This is a genomic window from Micromonospora sp. NPDC002411 (assembly GCF_053592955.1).
The window spans coordinates 1-17,080 of the sequence record NZ_JBSFBM010000138.1; the positions used below are offsets into that span (position 1 = coordinate 1).

A 17,080-nucleotide genomic window follows, 5' to 3' on the forward strand; every position below is an offset into this window, starting at 1 on the left:
GCCCACCACCGGGTCGAGGCCGAGGAGCTGACGACGTACGCCGCGCAGGCATGGGCGATCGCGGCGGCCCTGGGCGACGACGTGGGCGTCGTAGGCCGGTCCGCCTCGGCGAGCAACGCCACCCCGAACGCGCCGGACTGGCTGAAGATGCCCACCCGTCCGGCCGGCGGCAGTGCCGGGGAGAGTGTGGCGTTGAGGCGTACCGTCGGATCGGTGTTGGCCACGCCCAGGCAGTTCGGGCCGATCACCCGCATGCCGGCGGCGTGCGCCGCGCGGACCAGCGCCCGTTGCGTGGCCGCGCCCTCCGCCCCGGCCTCGGCGAAGCCGGCCGAGATGACCACCAGGCCGTGCGCCCCCGCCGCGGCCGCGTCGGCGACCACAGCGGTCGCCGCCTCCGGAGGCACCGCCACCACCGCCAGGTCCACCGGCGTGCCGGCGTCGACAGCCGAGGGGTACGCGGGCAGGCCCGCCACTGTCGACGCGCTCGGGTGCACGGGCACCACCGAGCCGGTGAAACCGCCGTCCCGCAGGTGCCCGAGCACCGCCGCGCCGACACCCTGACCGGTGGCGCTGGCGCCGTAGACGGCGATGCCCCATGGGGCGAGCAGCCGGGCGATCGAGCGGGCCTCGGTGCGGTGCTCCCGGCCGCGTTGCACTTCGAGGGTCGCCTCGGTGGGCGCGATCGGAAAGCTCAGGTGCACCACGCCGTCGGCGTACTCGCGCTGGACCTGGTAGCCGAAGTCGGCGAAGACGCGCAGCATCGTCCCGTTGGCAGGTAACACCTCGGCGACGAAGCTCATGATGTCGTTGCGGCGGGCCGCGTCGGCCAGGTGCTCCATCAGCACCGAGCCGATGCCCCGGCCCTGGTAGGCGTCCTCCACGACGAAGGCCACCTCCGCCTCCGGGGCCTGCGGGCCCAGCCGCTCGTACCGGCCGACCGCGACGATCTGCCCGGCGGCCAACACCACGAACGCCTCCCGGTCGCGGTGGTCGACGGTGACGAAACGGATCAGATCCCGTTCCGGGATGCGCGGGTACGGCGAGAAGTAGCGCAGGTAGCGGGTGCGCTCGGAGAAGCGACTGTGCATCGCCACGATGCCCGGCGCGTCGGCCGGGTCGATCGGTCGCAACTGGACGGTGCTGCCGTCGCTGAGCAGCACGTCCACCGGCTGGTCCACGGTCGTCACCGGAACGGCCCGGCTCAGTCCCGCGGATCGTGCGGGTCGAGCCCGAGCAACGGGAAGACCGTCTTGCGGGTGGCCGCGATCGCCCGGTCCACCGCGTTGGGCTCACCGGTCGGCTGCCACGGCTCGTACGACGGGTCGGCGTCGTCGGTCATCCGCAACGGCACCTCCCGGCCCAGACGGCGGGAGGCGACCAGGTCCCGCCACCCGGGCGGGGTGAGCGTGGCCGGATCGATCGGGGCTCCGGTGGCCACGGCCAGCAGGTGGCTCCAGGCCCGGGGCACCACCTCGACCAGCGCGTACCCACCGCCGCCGGTGGCCACCCAACGACCGTCGCACAGCTCGTCGGCGAGTGCCCGCATTGCCAGGTAGGTTGCCCGCTGCCCGTCCACCGTCAGGTTCAGGTCGGCGAGCGGGTCCAGTCGGTGCCCGTCCGCGCCGCACTGGCTGACCAGCACCTGCGGCCGGAACGCACGCAACACCGATGGCACGATCGCGTGGAAGGCCCGCTGCCAGCCGCTGTCGTCGACACCCGGTGGCAGCGGCATGTTGACGGCGGTGCCCTGCGCGCCCGGCCCACCCGTCTCGTCCGGGAAGCCGGTGCCCGGGAAGAGCGCCAGCGGAGTCTCGTGCAGGCTGACCGTCAGCACCCTCGGGTCGTCCCAGAAGATCTGCTGCACCCCGTCGCCGTGGTGCACGTCGACATCCACGTACGCGATCCGCTCGGCACCCAGGTCGAGCAGGCGGGCGATGGCCACCGCGGGGTCGTTGTAGACACAGAAGCCGGAGGCCCGGGCGGGCATCGCGTGGTGCAGGCCGCCGGCCACGTTCACCGCTCGCCGCGCGTCCCCGCGCCAGACCGCCTCGGCGGCGGCAACCGTCGCCCCGGCGATCAACGCGCTGGACTCGTGCATCCCCTCGAACACCGGGTTGTCCGAGGTGCCCAGCCCGTAACCGGCGAAGAGCGGGTCACGGGGCGCGGCCCGCACCGCGGCCAGGTAGGCACTGTCGTGCACCCGGGTGAGCACCGAGTCGTCGGCGATCTCCGGCTTGACCATGCGCACCCCGGGACGGTCCAGGACGCCCAGCTCGCGGGCGAGCGCGAACGTCAACTCCACCCGGACCGGGTCGAGCGGATGGTCACCCATGTCGTAGGCGAGCAGCGACTCGTCCCACACCACCACCGTGTCGTCGGACATGAGCCCATCGTCGCACGGGGACCGCCGCCGGCCCACCGCACGCGCTGGTCAACGGCCAGGTGTCTCCCCGACGGCGACCGGACGGACCGGATCGACCACCCAGTTGCTCCACGATCCAACGTAGAGCGCCGCGTCCGTGCGGCCCGCCAGGTGCAGCGCCAGCACCGCCTGCGCGGCGGTCACTCCGGAGCCGCAGTACGCCCCGACGGCACCCGCCTCGGTCACCCCGGCGGCAGCGAACCGCTCGCTCAACACGTCGGCGGCCGGGAAGCGCCCGTCCGGGCCGACGTACTCGCCGGCGGGCAGGTTGACCGCGCCCGGCACGTGCCCGGCGACCCTGTCGATCGGCTCCACCTCGCCCCGGTAGCGGGGAGCAGTCCGTACGTCGAGCAGCACGGCGTCGTCCACGGCGGCCAGGGCGGCGGCCTGCCCCGCGTCGAGGACCGGAAGCCCACCGGGCCGCACCACGACGTCGCCGGTGGTCGGGGACTGCGCGTCGGTGGAGACGGGCAGACCGGCGGCGACCCAAGCCGGGTAGCCGCCGTGCAGCACACGCACCGACCGGTGCCCCGCCCAGCGCAACGTCCACCAGGCCCGCGCGGCGGCCATGCCGTCGCCGCCGTCGTACACCACCACGGGGTGATCGGCACGGACGCCGGCAGCCCGGAGCGCGGCCTGCAACGCCGCCGGGTCGGGCAGCGGGTGCCGGCCTTCCGCACCCGGCGCGCCGCAGAGCGCGGTGTCCAGGTCGACGAAGACCGCGCCGGGCAGGTGGCCGGCGAGGTAGTCGTCACGGCCTGGCGCGCCGACGAGCCGCCAGCGAACGTCGAGCAGGGTGGGCGGATCGACGTCGTCGAGCGCCGCGACGAGCCGGTCGACCTCGACCAACGGCTCCTGGGGACCGGACATGGCGACCATCAAACACCATCCGTGTCGACGGCACGCGGTTCGGCGGCGGTCGTCAGTCGTTCACCGAGGTAACATCGTGCACCGGAGGGCCGCTGACGTTATGAAGTCTCACGACCTGGTCGACACGACCGAAATGTACCTGCGCACCATCCTCGAACTCGAAGAGGAGGGGGTGCCGCCGCTGCGTGCCCGCATCGCCGAGCGGCTACGGCAGAGCGGTCCCACAGTGAGCCAGACCGTCGCCCGAATGGAGCGCGACGGCCTGCTCACCGTCGAAGGTGACCGACACCTCACCCTCACCGCACTGGGTCGCGGCACCGCCGTGTCCGTGATGCGCAAGCACCGCCTCGCCGAGCTGCTGCTGGTCAACGTCATCGGGATGCCCTACGAGGAGGCCCACGAGGAGGCCTGCCGCTGGGAGCACGTGATGAGCGACGCCGTGGAGAAGCGGGTCTACGACCTGCTCAACCGGCCGACCCGCTCCCCGTACGGCAACCCGATCCCGGGTCTGGAAGAGCTGGGCTCACCGGAGGCGGAAGCCACCGAGGTCGCCGAGGGTGAGCGCAACCTGGCCTTCCCGGGCCTCTCCGGGCCGGTCGTCGTCCGCCGGATCTGCGAGAGCGTGCAGACCGACGGTGACGTGCTGCGTCAACTGCACGCCGCCGGTGTCGACCCCGGCGCGACGGTCACCGTGGCGCAGGAGCGCGACGGGGTGTCCATCGACCGCTCCGGGGACCGGGTGCGGCTGCCCCGCGAGGTCGCCTCGCGGGTCTTCGTCGCCGCCAACTGACCAAGCGGACACCCGGGCGTCACAACGCCCGGGTGTCCACCTTCTTCGCCAGTGTGGTGAGGTCGCCGGTCAGTTTCTCCACCGCCGAGCGTTCGCTGCCCCGGGCCGAGGTCCAGCTCACCGTGGCCAAGCGCCCGTCGGCGGCCAGCCAGCCCACCTCGGCGACCGGTCCGCGCCCGCTCGCGGCAGCGAGGGTACGCCGGTACGCCTGCTGGCCCAGCCCGGTGACCTTCGCCGCCTTGTCGGGCACCACCTCCGCGGCGAAGGTGGCCTTGTCGATCGTGGTCTTGGACACACTCAACGTCAGGTCCGGCAGGGCCGGGCCCGCCGCCCGGACCACGCAGGTGTGCGTGTCGCCCTGTTCGCTGGCCGCGGCCACGTCGAAGCGCACCTTGAACAGCTGTTCGATCACCGCGAAGTCCAGCAGTCGGCAGGCCCCACCCGAGGAGGCGGCCGCCACCTCGACCGCGATCGGCACCGGCGGCGGCACCGCCACCGGCTCGGCCTCGGCGGCGCACCCGCTCACCAGCAGCCCCGCCATCCCGGCGACCACGATCAGCCCGCGCACGTTCCACCCTCTCGCCGACCAACGGCGGTAGGCGCCCGCCGGATGTCCGTCGGAAACCGTACGGGGTGTCCGGGTCGGGCGGAAGTCCTCGTGCACGCCTATCCGGACGGTGGATCGTCCACGTACGGGCAGTGTCGGCAACCCCGCCCGCAGCACGTGCCTCGACGGGCCAGGAATCCGGCGCTGAGCACGAACAACCCGCTCGCCGGGTCGAGGTAACCGGCCTCGCCGGCGGCGAGCGCGGCGTCGTGCGCGGCGAGGATCCGGGCCCGGTCGGGGTGCTCCGGCGACAGCCGGGACGGGTGCGGCTCGGTGAGCGGCCGGCCGGCCAGGGGTTTCCGCTCTCCGGTCACCGCCGCAGTCTAGGGAGGGGCCGGCACCGGAGCGAACACGGCGGGTAGGGCGACGGTCAGCCTCGGTAGCCGTTCTGGTCGACACCACCCTGCGGGTGCGCGCCGTACGAGCCCGGGTACCCGCCCTCCGGCACGACGCGCAGTACCGCGGTCGGAGCGTCGGTCATGCTCCCCCCGGCCGGCGCCCACGGCTGGGGCGTCGAGGGAACATCCGTCTCCGCCACCGCGCCCGATGTGTTCCTCAGGCGCATCACCACCAGTGCGAGCGCGCCCAGGCCGACGGCGACCAGCAAGCCGCCCAGGAGGAACGGCACCGAACTGCCTCCCTCGTCGCTGACGGCCTTGAGGCTGGGCGGCGCTGCCTCGGCGGTGCCCTCGTCCGCCGCGGCGACAGGTTCTGCCTCCTCGGCGGGTGACGCCGACGCCGTGGTGGGCGCTGCCACCGCAGTCAGGGTCAACCCCACTGTCGCGACGTCACCGGCGGCCCCTCGTACTGTCGTGCGGGCGTTGCCGTAGCCGTCCTTGGATGCGCGGACGGTGATGGAACCCGCCGCGATCGTCTTAGCGGCGCTCGCGGTGATCGAGAACTGGCCGGTGCGGCTACTGGTCGTCCGGTATTCGTGGCCGGCGCTGTCCTGGATGGTCAGGGCGACGCCGCTGATTGCCTTTCCGCCCGCATCGCGGACCCAACCGGAGACCCCCTTCACCCCGGAAGCCGGCTTGTCCCCGCCGGGCGAGGGCGCACCCGCGCCGTGGACGTAGACCATCCTGTGGTCATAGCTGTTCTGCCCGGCGAGCCGCACGCCGATCGAGATGTTGAGGCCAGTGATCTCACCCGGGCGAGCGTCGGGGGCGACGAGCGTCGTATCGAAGGTCTGGCTCCGGCCCGGCCCGAGCTTCGGCTCCACCCGGCATCCGGAGGTGCAGCGCAAGCCGCCGCCGACCACCACGATGGCCGTTTCGGCCCTACTTCCGTTGTTGGTGACGGTGTACCGCACGCGTACCGTCTCGGCGGGCTTCACGTTCTCCGCCGACACGCTCAGGATGCGGACAGTCTCCGGTGCGGCCGCCGCGGGTGCCGCCGACACAGCGATCGTCCCCACGGTCAGCGCGATCAATGCGGCCGCTCGGGTCCACCGGGCATGTGAGCGCGTCGTCACTTCCCACCACCTTCGGCAAGCGCAGGCAACACCGTTCGATGACGCCGCGGGCCACTATGCCCTGTCCGGAACCGGTTGCGCGACCCACCTTCGATGTCCGCCTGCCGCTGGGGTGGGGTTGAGTCTCCAGCGGAGGGAGACAGCAGGGTGGGGGCATGAGCGGGGAGACGCGGTACACGATCGGCGACCTGGCCCGGCGGACCGGCCTGAGCGTCAAGACCATCAGGTACTACGCCGACAGCGGGATCGTCCCGCCGACTGGCCGGAGCCCGGCTGGCTACCGCCTGTTCGACGCCGAGGCGGTTGCTCGGCTCGAGCTGGTCCGGACGCTGCGTGACCTGGGCTTGGACCTGGCCACCATCAGGCGGGTGGTGGACCACGAGGTGCCCCTGCACGAGGTGGCCGCCGCGCACGCCGAGGCGTTGGCAGTGCAGATCAGGGTGCTGCGGCTGCGCCAGGCGGTGCTCACCGTCGCGGCGAGGCGCGGGTCGGGCCCGTCCGAGGTTGATGACCTGCACCGGTTGGCCAAGCTCACCATGCGTGAACGGGGGCGACTGGTGGACGACTTCCTGGGCAGCGTCTTCGCCGACCTGGACGACGTGCCCGGGTACCCGGGTGTGATCGTCTCGATGACGCCGGAACTGCCCGACGACCCCAGCACCGAGCAGGTCGCGGCGTGGCTGGAGTTGGCCGAGCTGTGCCGGGAACCGGAGTTCCGGGCCCGGATGCGGCGGCTGGTTCGGCAGCACGCCGCCGACCACGACGTTCCTGGGCTGCCCCGCCCGGACGCCGTCGCGGTGGTCCGGGACGCGGTGGCCCCCGCCCTCGCGGCGGGTCTCGACCCGACCAGCCCGGATGCCGATCCGGTGGTAGCGACGGTCACCAGCCGGTACGCGAGCCTGCACGATCACTCCGATGAGGCAGACCTGCGTCGGCGGTTGCTCGACCGGCTGGTTTTGGCCAATGATCCCCGCCGGGACCGCTACCTCGACCTGTTGGCGGTGCTCAACGGCTGGTCGACAGGCGATGCGACGGCGCCGGCGGTGGACTGGTTCATCCGGGCCCTGCGCCACCGGACGCCTGAGCCGGCTCGTTGAGCTGACCGTCGAATCAGCGGCTCGGTGACCTCAGCCGAACCAGGTCATCGCCTGGCCATGGCCTCTGGTCCAGGCCAACGGCCGGCCGTCCAGGGCGAGGACGTTGTGCAGCGCGTCGGTCGGCGGGTCGGGCAACCCGTCGTACCGCAGCACCTCCGGCGCCTCGCTCGCGATCCAGTGGCCGGGCAGCTCACCGACCAGCCGGACGAACGCGTCCCGCCGCGGTGGCGGCACCTGGTACAGCACTGATGTGTGGAAGACCACGAGCGTCGCGTCGGCCGGCGCGCGGGCCGCCAGCGCCGGCAGGTCGTCCACCAGATCACCACGGACCAGCAGCGGCGGATCGGCCGCGGCTACCGCCGCCGCGGCGCGCAGCCGGGCCCGCCGGTGCGCGTGCTCCGGCCAGATCAACGCATCGAGCCACGACACGTCGTCGGGGTCGGTCACGTCGAGCGGGTTCAGGTCGAGGCCGGCCCGCCACACCACCCGGGGTACGCCTGCCGGCGGCACCAACCCGCTGGCCGCGCACTCCAGGACCGGCTCACCGGCACCGACCTGGTGCTCCCCGTAGCGGTACGCGTACCTGTCGGGGTAGAGGCAGAGCCCGGCGGACGCGCCGACCTCCAGCAGGGCAAGGGGCTGTGGCAGCGCGGCGAGCACCGGTAGCAGCACCGCGCACCGGCCGGTCTCGTTCGTCTGGGTGGCCCGGGTGAGCAGCTCCGCCTTGACGGCGGGCCAGTGCGTCAGCACGTAGTCGTGGAACGCGGCTGGGTCGCCGACCGGGCCGCCGAGCCAGCGGACGACGCTGAACAACAGGTTCGGCTGCCGCTTGGCCGGCGGAAGCCCGTCCAGCAGATCGAGCAGGGACTCGTCGTGGGCGACGGCAGCCGACAGACGCTCGTAGGTGGGTGACACCCCGCGCGCCTCACGGCTGCCGAACTCGACGTACGCCTCGGCGGTCGTCATGCCCTCATCGTCGCAGCCCACTCCTCGGTATTTCAGCCCCCGTACCCGTGGGCTGGCTCACCCGCCTTCTAGAGTGCTGCGGCGGCCGGACCGTTGAGCAGCAGCTCAGCCGGCCTGAGCAACGGGGAGGAACGTGTCGTGCGGGGTAACGATGTCCGGGTACTCATCGTCGGCGGGGGCATCGCCGGGCTGGCAACTGTCGCCGCGTTGCGCGAGTGGGGCGCCACTGTCGGCGTGGCCGAGCGGGCGCCTGGGCCGACCGACTCCGGCACCGGCATCTACCTCACCGGCAACGCGACCCGCATGCTCGACGTCCTCGGTCTGCGGGAGCCGATCGCCGACGTCGCCGTGGAGATCACCCGGCAGCGCAGCGCGAACCAGCGCGGGCGCCGCCTCTTCGACATCGACGTGACCGCGCTGTGGCAGGGCGTCGGCCCGTGCGTGTCGCTGCCCCGGGCCCAGCTGCACCGGGCCCTGTTGGCCGGCGTCGGAGACGCCCCGATCCGCTGGGGACACCACCCGATCGCCCTCTCCCAGGAGGGCGCCCGGGTCGCCGTCGAGTTCAGTGACGGCAGCACCGGACGGTACGACCTGGTGATCGGCGCGGACGGGGTGAACTCGACGGTGCGCCGGCTCGCCTTCGACGGTCAGGCGGCCCGCAACCTGGGCCAGTACGCGTACCGCTGGGTGGCTCCCCGCATCGACGACGAGCCGTTCTGGTCGGTGCAGTTGGGGCGCGGACGGCAGTTCCTGACGATCCCGATCAGCGCCGAGCAGACGTACTGCTACTACAACGACGGCCCGGTGGCCGACCGGCCGGGCTGGCGCGACGACGTGGCCGCGTCGTTCACCGAGCCGGCGACCATCATGCTCAAGGCCCTCGACCACGACGACAGCACCCTGCACGCCGGCCCGAACCAGGAGGTCGTGCTCGACTCCTGGTCCCGAGGGCCGGTGCTGCTGATCGGCGACGCCGCCCACGCCACCTCACCGAACATGGCCCAGGGCGCGGCCATGGCCCTGGAGGACGCGGTCGTGCTCGCGTCGTCGTTGACCGCCGCCGACTCCGTCGCCGAGGCGTTACGGGGTTACGAGGCGCGGCGACGCCCGCGGACGAACTGGGTGCTCAGCCAGACGCACCGCCGGGACAAGGCCACCGGGCTTCCGCCCGCGCTGCGCGACCTGGTGATGCGCCGCCTCGGCGAGCAGATGTTCCGGTCGAACTACGGGCCGTTGTTCGCCCAACCCTGACCGTGCGACCGGCCCGTATGGTGGGGTCATGATCACGTGCGTCGTGCACTACACGATCGATCCCGCGCAGATCGCGGCGTTCGAAGACTTCGCCCGCGCATGGATGCGGCTCGTGGCCAGGCACGGCGGGGTGCACCATGGCTACTTCCTGCCCGCCGAGGGTGCCAGCGACAAGGCCGAGGCGCTGTTCAGCTTCGAAAGCCTGGCAGCCTACGAGCGTTACCGCGCACGGTTCGGCACCGACCCGGAGTTCGTCGCGGCTGACCGCATCCGCGACGACTCGGGTTGTGTCGTGCGGTACGAGCGGACGTTCATGCGCCCGCTCCTGCCGACCGACTGAGTCCGTCGTGCCCGACTGGGCCCGCTACACCCGCCGCGCCGACATCCTCGTCGCCGCCGCCGGCGTACCCGGGATCGTTCAGCCTGAGCACGTCAAGCCCGGCGCCGTCGTCATCGGCGCCGGCGTCCGCTACGACGGGCGGCGGCTCCTGCCGGACGTGGACGAAGCGTGCGCCGAGGTCGCCGGCGCGATCACCCCCGGGTCGGCGGGGTCGGTCCGACCACCGTCGCGATGCTGTTCCGCAACGCCGTACGCGCCGCCGAACGCGCCAGGCAGTAGCCCAATCGCCGAGATCACTTGATGCTGAGCAGTGATGTTCCGCTCGTTGCCGCACGGCCGCTCACGCCGGCGCATCAACGGGAACCACAAGCACCTGGCCATCGAGGGTGCCGATCGCCAGGCGGCCGGCACCTACCCGGGCCAGCGAGAGCGGAACGACAGGGCGACCTGCGATCCGTAGCTCCTGTCGGACGTGCACAACGCCGTCCTCGGCCTTCAGGACGATCAGCTCTCCTGAGTTGAACACGACGTAGACGAAGGTGTCGTCGGCGTCCAGGGCGGTTGCCTCGCGATCGGCGGTGAAGATCCATTGCGGCTCACCGGTCGGATACCTGCGGCGGAGCACGAAGGCGTTTCCCGGCAGCAGTCCCGCGCGGTCGTGAACCGCGCCGCTGTGAACGAGCGCCGGTCCGGCTGTGTCGTCCAGGTACGCACCGCTGCCGCCGAACAGGTGACGGCCTCGCGACGCGTCCCATTCCAGCGGGAAGAGCCGCCGGGCCCGGCCCGTCGGCGCGTCGACGGCGACCACCCATTTGCCGCGCCAGGGCTCACCCCTCCGGCCCTGCAGAAACAGCAACTCCGGTGCGTACCTGATGTCGAAGAAGTGATTGAAGAGATCGTATCGGCCGAGTTGGATGGTGGTCGCACTGTCAGCGGGCGGCCCGAAAGTGACTTCTCCGGCTGTCCTGCTGCGCCTGTCATGGTCGGTGTCGCGAAGCGCCCATGAGCCATCGGTCCTGCTGACCAATACTGCGGGACAGGACGATTTGTGGGTTTTCCGGACTGCGCCGTCGTCCAGGTCGATCTCCAGCACAACGCTCGGGTCCCGGATCCACCGCCCCTCCCGGTACCGGCGCGGCGCCTGCGTCAACACCAGGGCTGTTCGACCGCTCGGCAGCACCCGGATCTGATAGCCCGTGCCATCGACCGGCACCTGCCAGAGCAACTGCCCAGTTGTCCCTGACCAACATTCAAGACCGACACCCTCCAGCGTGGTGAGGATCCGGCCATCCGCGAGCCCTTCGACCGCCCACACGCCCCGGCGTGCTGCCCACACCTGGCCGCGCTGCCGGCAGAGGTACGAGACGGCAGCGACTGCCGCAGCCGTATCGGTCGGAGGTTGCTCCGGGACTGCTTTTTCCCCGTAGGGCATCCGCAACATGCCGACGGCGGCTCGGTCCCAGTCATCGCGGCTGATGGAACACGCCAGGGAGGTCGTACCGAACCGCTGCTCGTCCGCGTCACACGGGATGGCCAGCACCAGGTCGAGCGTCTCCGGGCTTCGCCATGTGATCTGTCGTACCTGGCGGGGATGTTCCAGCAACGAGACGGCGTTACCAGTTGTCAGGTCCAGCAGGAGCAACTCGCCCTCGTAGGACCACCCGCCGTCGTACGAGCCTGTGCCGAACGCCACCAGAGGCAGGGTCGGATGGAAGGCGACACTCTGGGCCGGCCAGCGCGATGTGACCTGGTGGATGCAGGTGAGGTCGTCGGTCCGGTACACCGCCAGCGGATGCGACCCGGAGCCGCGGGAGGCGGTGCGGCCGTGCCATTGCGCCGAGCCAAGACCACCACCGACCGCGATCAGATCACCGTTGGGAGAGGTGGCGGTGACGCGGGGCTGACCGATCTCACGGAAAGGCCCGGCACCCAGCACCCACGCTTCGGGGAGCGTCACCAGGTGACGGCGGGTTCGATTCTTTTGATCATGTCGACATCCTGCGGGGCCAGCCACTCAAGGGCAAGGCGGTTTCCGTCAGATGCTGCGACGACTTCCACCGCCCCGGCGACATCGCGGTTCATTGGCGCGGCTCCCTGCGCCGGGAGATCTCCTCCACGTGCTGGCGTTGGTGCTGCCGAACCATCTCGTCCCAGGCTTCCTGGTCGTAGTCCGGATCGGGCGCGATCCACTTGTGCGAGTTGTCGCTGTAGTGGAACCGCTCTCGCCCCGCCGGATGAGACCTACCGGACCCAGCCCAGGAAGCGCCGGTGCAGCAGTCCTCGGTCGCCGTGCAGCGCGCCTACGGCGACGTGCCGTGGTCGCATGCCTGAGCCGAGCACCGACAGACTTACATGATCAAGTGATGAAAAGTAGGTCGAAGGGCCATCTCTGACCTACTTCTCATCACTTGATCATGGCAACACCGGTAAGACCGCTATCCGGAAACGGCGCTGCCCCGACCTCCACGAGGGAGACCGGGGCAGCGCCGTGTTGCGCGTACGTCAGCTGCAGCCGCTGGTGGAGCCGCAGCCCTCGCAGACGTAGCAGCTACCGGCGGGGCGCATCTTCGTACCGCAGGTGAAGCAGAGCGGTGCGTCGGCGGCCTTGCCGATAACGGCCTCCAGCAACTCGGTGCTGGAACCCACGCTCGGTGCCGGCTTGGCGGCGGCCACGTCGGCCATCTCCTGCGCCGGCTGCGCGACGGCCTCCGGCTTGGCCGGGGTCTCCACGGGCGCCGAGGACGCCATCACGGTGAGCTCCGCGCCCACCGCCGCAGCGGCTTCCGCGTCGGCCTCGGCCCGCAGCTGGGCGGCCCGCTCCGAAGCGGTGAAGATGCCCAGCTCGGCGCGGCGCTCGTACGGCAGGAAGTCCAGTGCCAGGCGACGGAAGATGTAGTCCATCACCGAGGCGGCCATCCGCACGTCCGGGTCGTCGGTCATACCGGCCGGCTCGAAGCGCATGTTGGTGAACTTGCTGACGAACGTTTCCAGCGGGACGCCGTACTGGAGGCCGATGCTGATGGCCACCGAGAAGGCGTCCATCACGCCGGCCAGGGTCGAGCCCTGCTTGGACATCTTCAGGAAGACCTCGCCGAGCCCGTCGTCCGGGTAGGACGACGCGGTGAGGTAGCCCTCGGCACCGCCGACGGAGAAGCTGACCGTCTCGGACGGGCGCTTCTTCGGCAGGCGCTTACGCACCGGCCGGTACTCGATGACCTTCTCCACGGAGGCCGGCTCGGCAGCCACGGTGGCGGCAGCCGAATCGGTGGCCTTGTTGGACTTCGCCACCGAGAGCGGCTGGCCGACCTTGCAGTTGTCCCGGTAGATCGCCAGTGCCTTGAGGCCGAGCTTCCAGCCCTCGAAGTAGATCTTCTCGACATCCTCGACGGTGGCCGCCTCCGGCATGTTGACCGTCTTGGAGATGGCGCCGGAGACGAATGGCTGGATGGCCGCCATCATCCGCACGTGACCCATCGGAGCGATCGTCCGCTCCCCCATCGCGCAGTCGAAGACCGGGTAGTGCTCCGGCTTGAGGCCGGGGGCGTCCACCACGTGGCCGTGGTCGGCGATGTGCTCGACGATCGCCTCGACCTGCTCCTCGGGGTAACCGAGGCTGCGCAGGGCGCGCGGCACCGTCTGGTTGACGATCTGCATCGAACCGCCGCCGACCAGCTTCTTGAACTTGACGAGCGCCAGGTCCGGCTCCACGCCGGTCGTGTCGCAGTCCATCATGAAGCCGATGGTGCCGGTCGGGGCGAGGACGCTCGCCTGCGCGTTACGCCAACCGAACTTGTCACCGATCTTGTTGCCCTGGGTCCACTGCTTGGTCGCCTCGCGGACGATCGCGGTGGCCACCGGGCTGGTCGGCTTGATCTCGTCGTTCGCGGCGGCGTGCTTGCGCATGACCCGCTTGTGCGGCTCGGCGTTGCGGGCGTAGCCGTCGTACGGGCCGACGACGCCGGCCAGCTCGGCGGAACGGCGGTAGGCGGTGCCGGTCATCAGCGACGTGATCGACGCGGCGACCGAGCGGCCCTGCTCCGAGTCGTAGGGCAGGCCGGAGGCCATCAGCAGGGCGCCCAGGTTGGCGTAGCCGATGCCGAGCTGCCGGTAGGCGCGGGACGTCTCACCGATCTTCTCGGTCGGGAAGTCCGCGAAGCAGATCGAGATGTCCATCGCGGTGATGACGAACTCGACGGACTTGACGAACTTCTCCACCTCGAAGCCACCGTCGGCGCGGAGGAACTTCATCAGGTTGAGCGAGGCCAGGTTGCACGAGGAGTTGTCCAGGTGCAGGTACTCCGAGCACGGGTTCGACGCGGTGATCCGCCCGGTCTCCGGGCAGGTGTGCCAGTCGTTGATCGTGTCGTCGTACTGCAGACCCGGGTCGGCGCACTCCCAGGCGGCCTGCGAGATCGTCCGGAACAGCTTCTTGGCGTCGACGGTGTCGATCACCGAGCCGTCCAGCCGGCCGCGCAGGTCGAAGCCCTTGCCGTTCTCGACCGCCGACATGAACTCGTCGGAGACCCGGACCGAGTTGTTGGCGTTCTGGTACTGCACGCTGACGATGTCGGAGCCGCCCAGGTCCATGTCGAACCCGGCGTCACGCAGCGCGCGGATCTTGTCCTCCTCGCGCGCCTTCGTGACCACGAACTCCTCAATGTCCGGGTGGTCCACGTCGATGATGACCATCTTGGCCGCCCGACGGGTCGCGCCACCGGACTTGATGGTGCCGGCCGAGGCGTCCGCGCCGCGCATGAAGCTGACCGGGCCGGAGGCGGTGCCACCGGAGGAGAGCAGCTCCTTCGACGAGCGGATCCGCGACAGGTTGACGCCGGAGCCGGAGCCGCCCTTGAAGATCAGCCCCTCCTCCTTGTACCAGTCGAGGATGGAGTCCATCGAGTCGTCGACGGCCAGGATGAAGCAGGCGCTGACCTGCTGCGGCGACGGCGTACCAACGTTGAACCAGACCGGCGAGTTGAAGCTGAACACCTGGTTCAGCAGCATCCAGGTCAGCTCGTGCGCGAAGACCTCGGCGTCGGCCGGGCTCGCGAAGTAGCCGTACTCCTCACCCGCGGTGCGGTAGGTGGTGACCACCCGGTCGATCAACTGCTTGAGCGACCACTCCCGCTCCGGGGTCCCCACCGCTCCCCGGAAGTACTTGGTGGTGACGATGTTGGCCGCGTTGACGCTCCACGACTCCGGGAACTCGACCCCCCGCTGCTCGAAGTTGATCGAGCCGTCCCGCCAGTTCGTCATCACGACGTCGCGGCGCTCCCAGCTGACCTCGTCGTACGGGTGGACCCCCTCGGTCGTCCACACCCGCTCGATCTTCAGCCCCGCGCCTGCCTTGTTCCGTGAACGGCTAGTTGTCACGCCGTCGCCCCCCTCGTCTGCGCGGTCACCCACCGCGCGTCCCAATCGCTCGAAAAACAGTGAAGATTCAGCTGGTACGGCCGGCGGCCTCGACCGCGTCGGCCCGGCCCTGCTCCCGGGCCCGCGCTGCGGCCCGCAACGTCTCGATCTCGCGCTCGAAGTCGGCGAGCGAGTCGAAGGAGCGGTAGACACTGGCGAACCGCAGGTAGGCGATCTCGTCCAGGTCGCGCAACGGGCCCAGGATCGCCAGGCCCACCTCGTGGCTGGGGATCTCGGCGGCCCCCTTGGCCCGGACGGACTCTTCCACCCGCTGCGCGAGCAGCGCGAGCGAGTCGTCGTCGACCGGCCGGCCCTGGCACGCCTTGCGCACCCCGCCGATGATCTTCGTGCGGCTGAACGGCTCGGTCACCCCGCTGCGCTTGACGACCGCGAGGACCGCCTCCTCGACGGTGGTGAACCGCTTGCCGCACTCCGGGCAGGACCGCCGCCGTCGAATGAGTTGGCCGTCGTCGGCCTCCCGTGAGTCGACCACTCGGGAGTCAGCGTGCCGGCAGTACGGACACCGCATCGCCCACCTCCAAAAAATGATCAACTGCGCCCACACCGGGCACCCCCGGACACGGCTCGCCGCGACGGTGCCGTCCTCGGACGACGCCCGCCGTGCTCGACCTTACGGGAGTGCGGTCGGTAGTCGGACCCAACCTGTGGGCAACTTACGCCCGTGTCACTACTACATCTAGGGGTCGACCGTATGTCGCTGGGGAGGCCGGGTCAAGTTGACCCGCGTGTCCGGCGCGTCACGGACCATCCGGTCATCCGCGACCATCAGCGCGCCCGAAGACCCAACGCCGAGCGCTCTCCCGAGTTACCGGCCAGCAGGCCAGACCCACCGGGAAAACGGCCGAGGATCGAACACCAGTGCTACCTGACGTACCATTTATCAGAACATCCGTACGACCGGAGTGGTTTTTCACCCCGACACGCCGGTGAGAGGTCGTACAGATGTTTGAAAATGACTGATCTCACCTATACGGTCATGAACAACGTGGCACCCCGCACGCACCACGAGCCGACGAGGCACCCAGCGCCGACCAGGGAGGACGGACGTGACCGAGGACCGGGCCAGCCGGCCGAAGAGCCCGCAGCAGATCACCGAGGCGGGCCCGCCGGCCACCCGACGCCGCAGCGCCGCGCGCAGCCGGACGGGTCAGCCCGCCGTGCGCCCGGTCACCCCGGTGGTCAGCGCCTTCCCCGACCCGGCGACTGTCGACCTGACCGCACGCCAGCGTCGCATCCTGGAGTTCATCCGCACCTGGGTCGAGCGGCACGGCTACCCGCCGAGCGTCCGTGAGATCGGCGAGGCCGTCGGCCTGGTGTCGCCGTCCAGCGTCGCCTACCAGCTCAAGGAGCTGGAGAAGAAGGGCTTCCTGCGTCGCGACCCCAACCGGCCGCGCGCGGTCGACGTTCGCGCACCCAGCGAGGCGATCGACGACGAGTTGTCCCGGGCACAGCGGCCGACCCCGGCGTACGTGCCGATGCTCGGCCGGATCGCCGCCGGTGGCCCCATCCTCGCCGAGCAGGCCGTGGAGGACATCTTCCCGCTCCCGCGCGAGCTGGTGGGCGAGGGCGAGGTCTTCATGCTCCAGGTCAAGGGTGACTCGATGCTCGACGCGGCGATCTGCGACGGCGACTGGGTCGTCGTCCGGCAACAGCCGACCGCCGACTCCGGCGAGATCGTGGCCGCCATGCTCGACGGCGAGGCGACAGTGAAGACCTACCGTCGACGCGACGGGCATGTCCTCGGTGCTGAGTGCTCGGGGCGCGTGCGGGCAGGCGGTCTCCAGGACCACCCCACCGATGTCGCCCTCGTTGAGGGTGAACGACGCGGAC

Annotated in this window: 15 protein-coding genes and 2 pseudogenes; 6 read left to right on the plus strand and 11 right to left on the minus strand. The window is 70.8% G+C overall.

All coding sequences use genetic code 11. From position 1 onward, the window contains the following. Nucleotides 1-95: 95 nt before the first annotated feature. The 3 genes and pseudogenes from ACWCO3_RS17770 to ACWCO3_RS17780 form a co-directional block, all read right to left on the minus strand. Nucleotides 96-1,187, minus strand: a pseudogene (locus tag ACWCO3_RS17770) (GNAT family N-acetyltransferase); the annotation flags it as partial. A 14-nt stretch (nucleotides 1,188-1,201) separates the two neighbouring features. Beyond that, a complete protein-coding gene (locus tag ACWCO3_RS17775; RefSeq protein WP_145784913.1) occupies nucleotides 1,202-2,383 on the minus strand; it encodes an acetoin utilization protein AcuC in 1,182 nt (393 codons plus the stop codon). Between the two features lie 48 nt (nucleotides 2,384-2,431). Then, nucleotides 2,432-3,292 carry a sulfurtransferase gene (locus ACWCO3_RS17780; protein WP_450010956.1) on the minus strand — a complete coding sequence of 287 codons (861 nt, stop codon included), beginning with the start codon at nucleotides 3,290-3,292 and terminating at the stop codon, nucleotides 2,432-2,434. Between the two features lie 100 nt (nucleotides 3,293-3,392). On the opposite strand from ACWCO3_RS17780, the gene ACWCO3_RS17785 reads away from it, so the two are divergent. Next, entirely contained in the window at nucleotides 3,393-4,082 is a 690-nt protein-coding gene (locus ACWCO3_RS17785; protein ID WP_145784915.1) for a metal-dependent transcriptional regulator, read from the plus strand. Nucleotides 4,083-4,101: 19 nt separating this feature from the next. Here the strand turns inward: ACWCO3_RS17785 and ACWCO3_RS17790 are convergent, their stop codons facing one another. The 3 genes from ACWCO3_RS17790 to ACWCO3_RS17800 all read right to left on the minus strand — a co-directional run bounded on the left by ACWCO3_RS17790 (nucleotide 4,102) and on the right by ACWCO3_RS17800 (nucleotide 6,163). Then, complete coding sequence (locus tag ACWCO3_RS17790; protein WP_357933931.1) at nucleotides 4,102-4,650, minus strand: hypothetical protein; 549 nt, start codon at nucleotides 4,648-4,650, stop codon at nucleotides 4,102-4,104. 98 nt (nucleotides 4,651-4,748) lie between these two features. Beyond that, entirely contained in the window at nucleotides 4,749-5,003 is a 255-nt protein-coding gene (locus ACWCO3_RS17795; RefSeq protein WP_145784917.1) for a DUF5522 domain-containing protein, read from the minus strand. Nucleotides 5,004-5,059: 56 nt separating this feature from the next. After that, nucleotides 5,060-6,163 (minus strand): carboxypeptidase-like regulatory domain-containing protein, encoded by a 1,104-nt coding sequence (locus ACWCO3_RS17800; RefSeq protein ID WP_450010959.1) that lies wholly within the window; start codon nucleotides 6,161-6,163, stop codon nucleotides 5,060-5,062. 155 nt (nucleotides 6,164-6,318) lie between these two features. Between ACWCO3_RS17800 and ACWCO3_RS17805 the strand changes: the two genes are divergently transcribed. Continuing rightward, nucleotides 6,319-7,260 carry a MerR family transcriptional regulator gene (locus tag ACWCO3_RS17805; protein ID WP_357933922.1) on the plus strand — a complete coding sequence of 314 codons (942 nt, stop codon included), beginning with the start codon at nucleotides 6,319-6,321 and terminating at the stop codon, nucleotides 7,258-7,260. A 30-nt stretch (nucleotides 7,261-7,290) separates the two neighbouring features. Here the strand turns inward: ACWCO3_RS17805 and ACWCO3_RS17810 are convergent, their stop codons facing one another. Then, nucleotides 7,291-8,226 carry a DUF2332 domain-containing protein gene (locus ACWCO3_RS17810; protein ID WP_358162695.1) on the minus strand — a complete coding sequence of 312 codons (936 nt, stop codon included), beginning with the start codon at nucleotides 8,224-8,226 and terminating at the stop codon, nucleotides 7,291-7,293. A gap of 138 nt (nucleotides 8,227-8,364) precedes the next feature. Between ACWCO3_RS17810 and ACWCO3_RS17815 the strand changes: the two genes are divergently transcribed. The 3 genes and pseudogenes from ACWCO3_RS17815 to ACWCO3_RS17825 form a co-directional block, all read left to right on the plus strand. Further along, nucleotides 8,365-9,477 (plus strand): FAD-dependent monooxygenase, encoded by a 1,113-nt coding sequence (locus ACWCO3_RS17815; protein WP_450010960.1) that lies wholly within the window; start codon nucleotides 8,365-8,367, stop codon nucleotides 9,475-9,477. Between the two features lie 28 nt (nucleotides 9,478-9,505). After that, entirely contained in the window at nucleotides 9,506-9,817 is a 312-nt protein-coding gene (locus ACWCO3_RS17820) for an NIPSNAP family protein (protein WP_088990886.1), read from the plus strand. Continuing rightward, nucleotides 9,726-10,096, plus strand: a pseudogene (locus ACWCO3_RS17825) (hypothetical protein); the annotation flags it as partial. The gene ACWCO3_RS17820 and the pseudogene ACWCO3_RS17825, both read left to right, overlap by 92 nt. 61 nt (nucleotides 10,097-10,157) lie before the next feature. Here the strand turns inward: ACWCO3_RS17825 and ACWCO3_RS17830 are convergent. The 4 genes from ACWCO3_RS17830 to nrdR form a co-directional block, all read right to left on the minus strand. Next, the gene (locus tag ACWCO3_RS17830; protein ID WP_450010961.1) at nucleotides 10,158-11,753 is read right to left on the minus strand and encodes a hypothetical protein; all 1,596 of its coding nucleotides are present in this window, start codon (nucleotides 11,751-11,753) and stop codon (nucleotides 10,158-10,160) included. Between the two features lie 17 nt (nucleotides 11,754-11,770). After that, nucleotides 11,771-11,899 (minus strand): hypothetical protein, encoded by a 129-nt coding sequence (locus tag ACWCO3_RS17835; protein WP_280116498.1) that lies wholly within the window; start codon nucleotides 11,897-11,899, stop codon nucleotides 11,771-11,773. A gap of 420 nt (nucleotides 11,900-12,319) precedes the next feature. Further along, nucleotides 12,320-15,223 carry a vitamin B12-dependent ribonucleotide reductase gene (locus tag ACWCO3_RS17840; RefSeq protein WP_450010963.1) on the minus strand — a complete coding sequence of 968 codons (2,904 nt, stop codon included), beginning with the start codon at nucleotides 15,221-15,223 and terminating at the stop codon, nucleotides 12,320-12,322. A gap of 34 nt (nucleotides 15,224-15,257) precedes the next feature. Continuing rightward, on the minus strand, nucleotides 15,258-15,758 hold the full coding sequence (gene nrdR / locus ACWCO3_RS17845) for a transcriptional regulator NrdR (protein WP_145784926.1): 501 nt from the start codon (nucleotides 15,756-15,758) through the stop codon (nucleotides 15,258-15,260). Nucleotides 15,759-16,296: 538 nt separating this feature from the next. On the opposite strand from nrdR, the gene lexA reads away from it, so the two are divergent. Next, nucleotides 16,297-17,080: transcriptional repressor LexA (gene lexA / locus ACWCO3_RS17850; protein WP_450010964.1), on the plus strand; the 784-nt coding region annotated here is incomplete at its 3' end.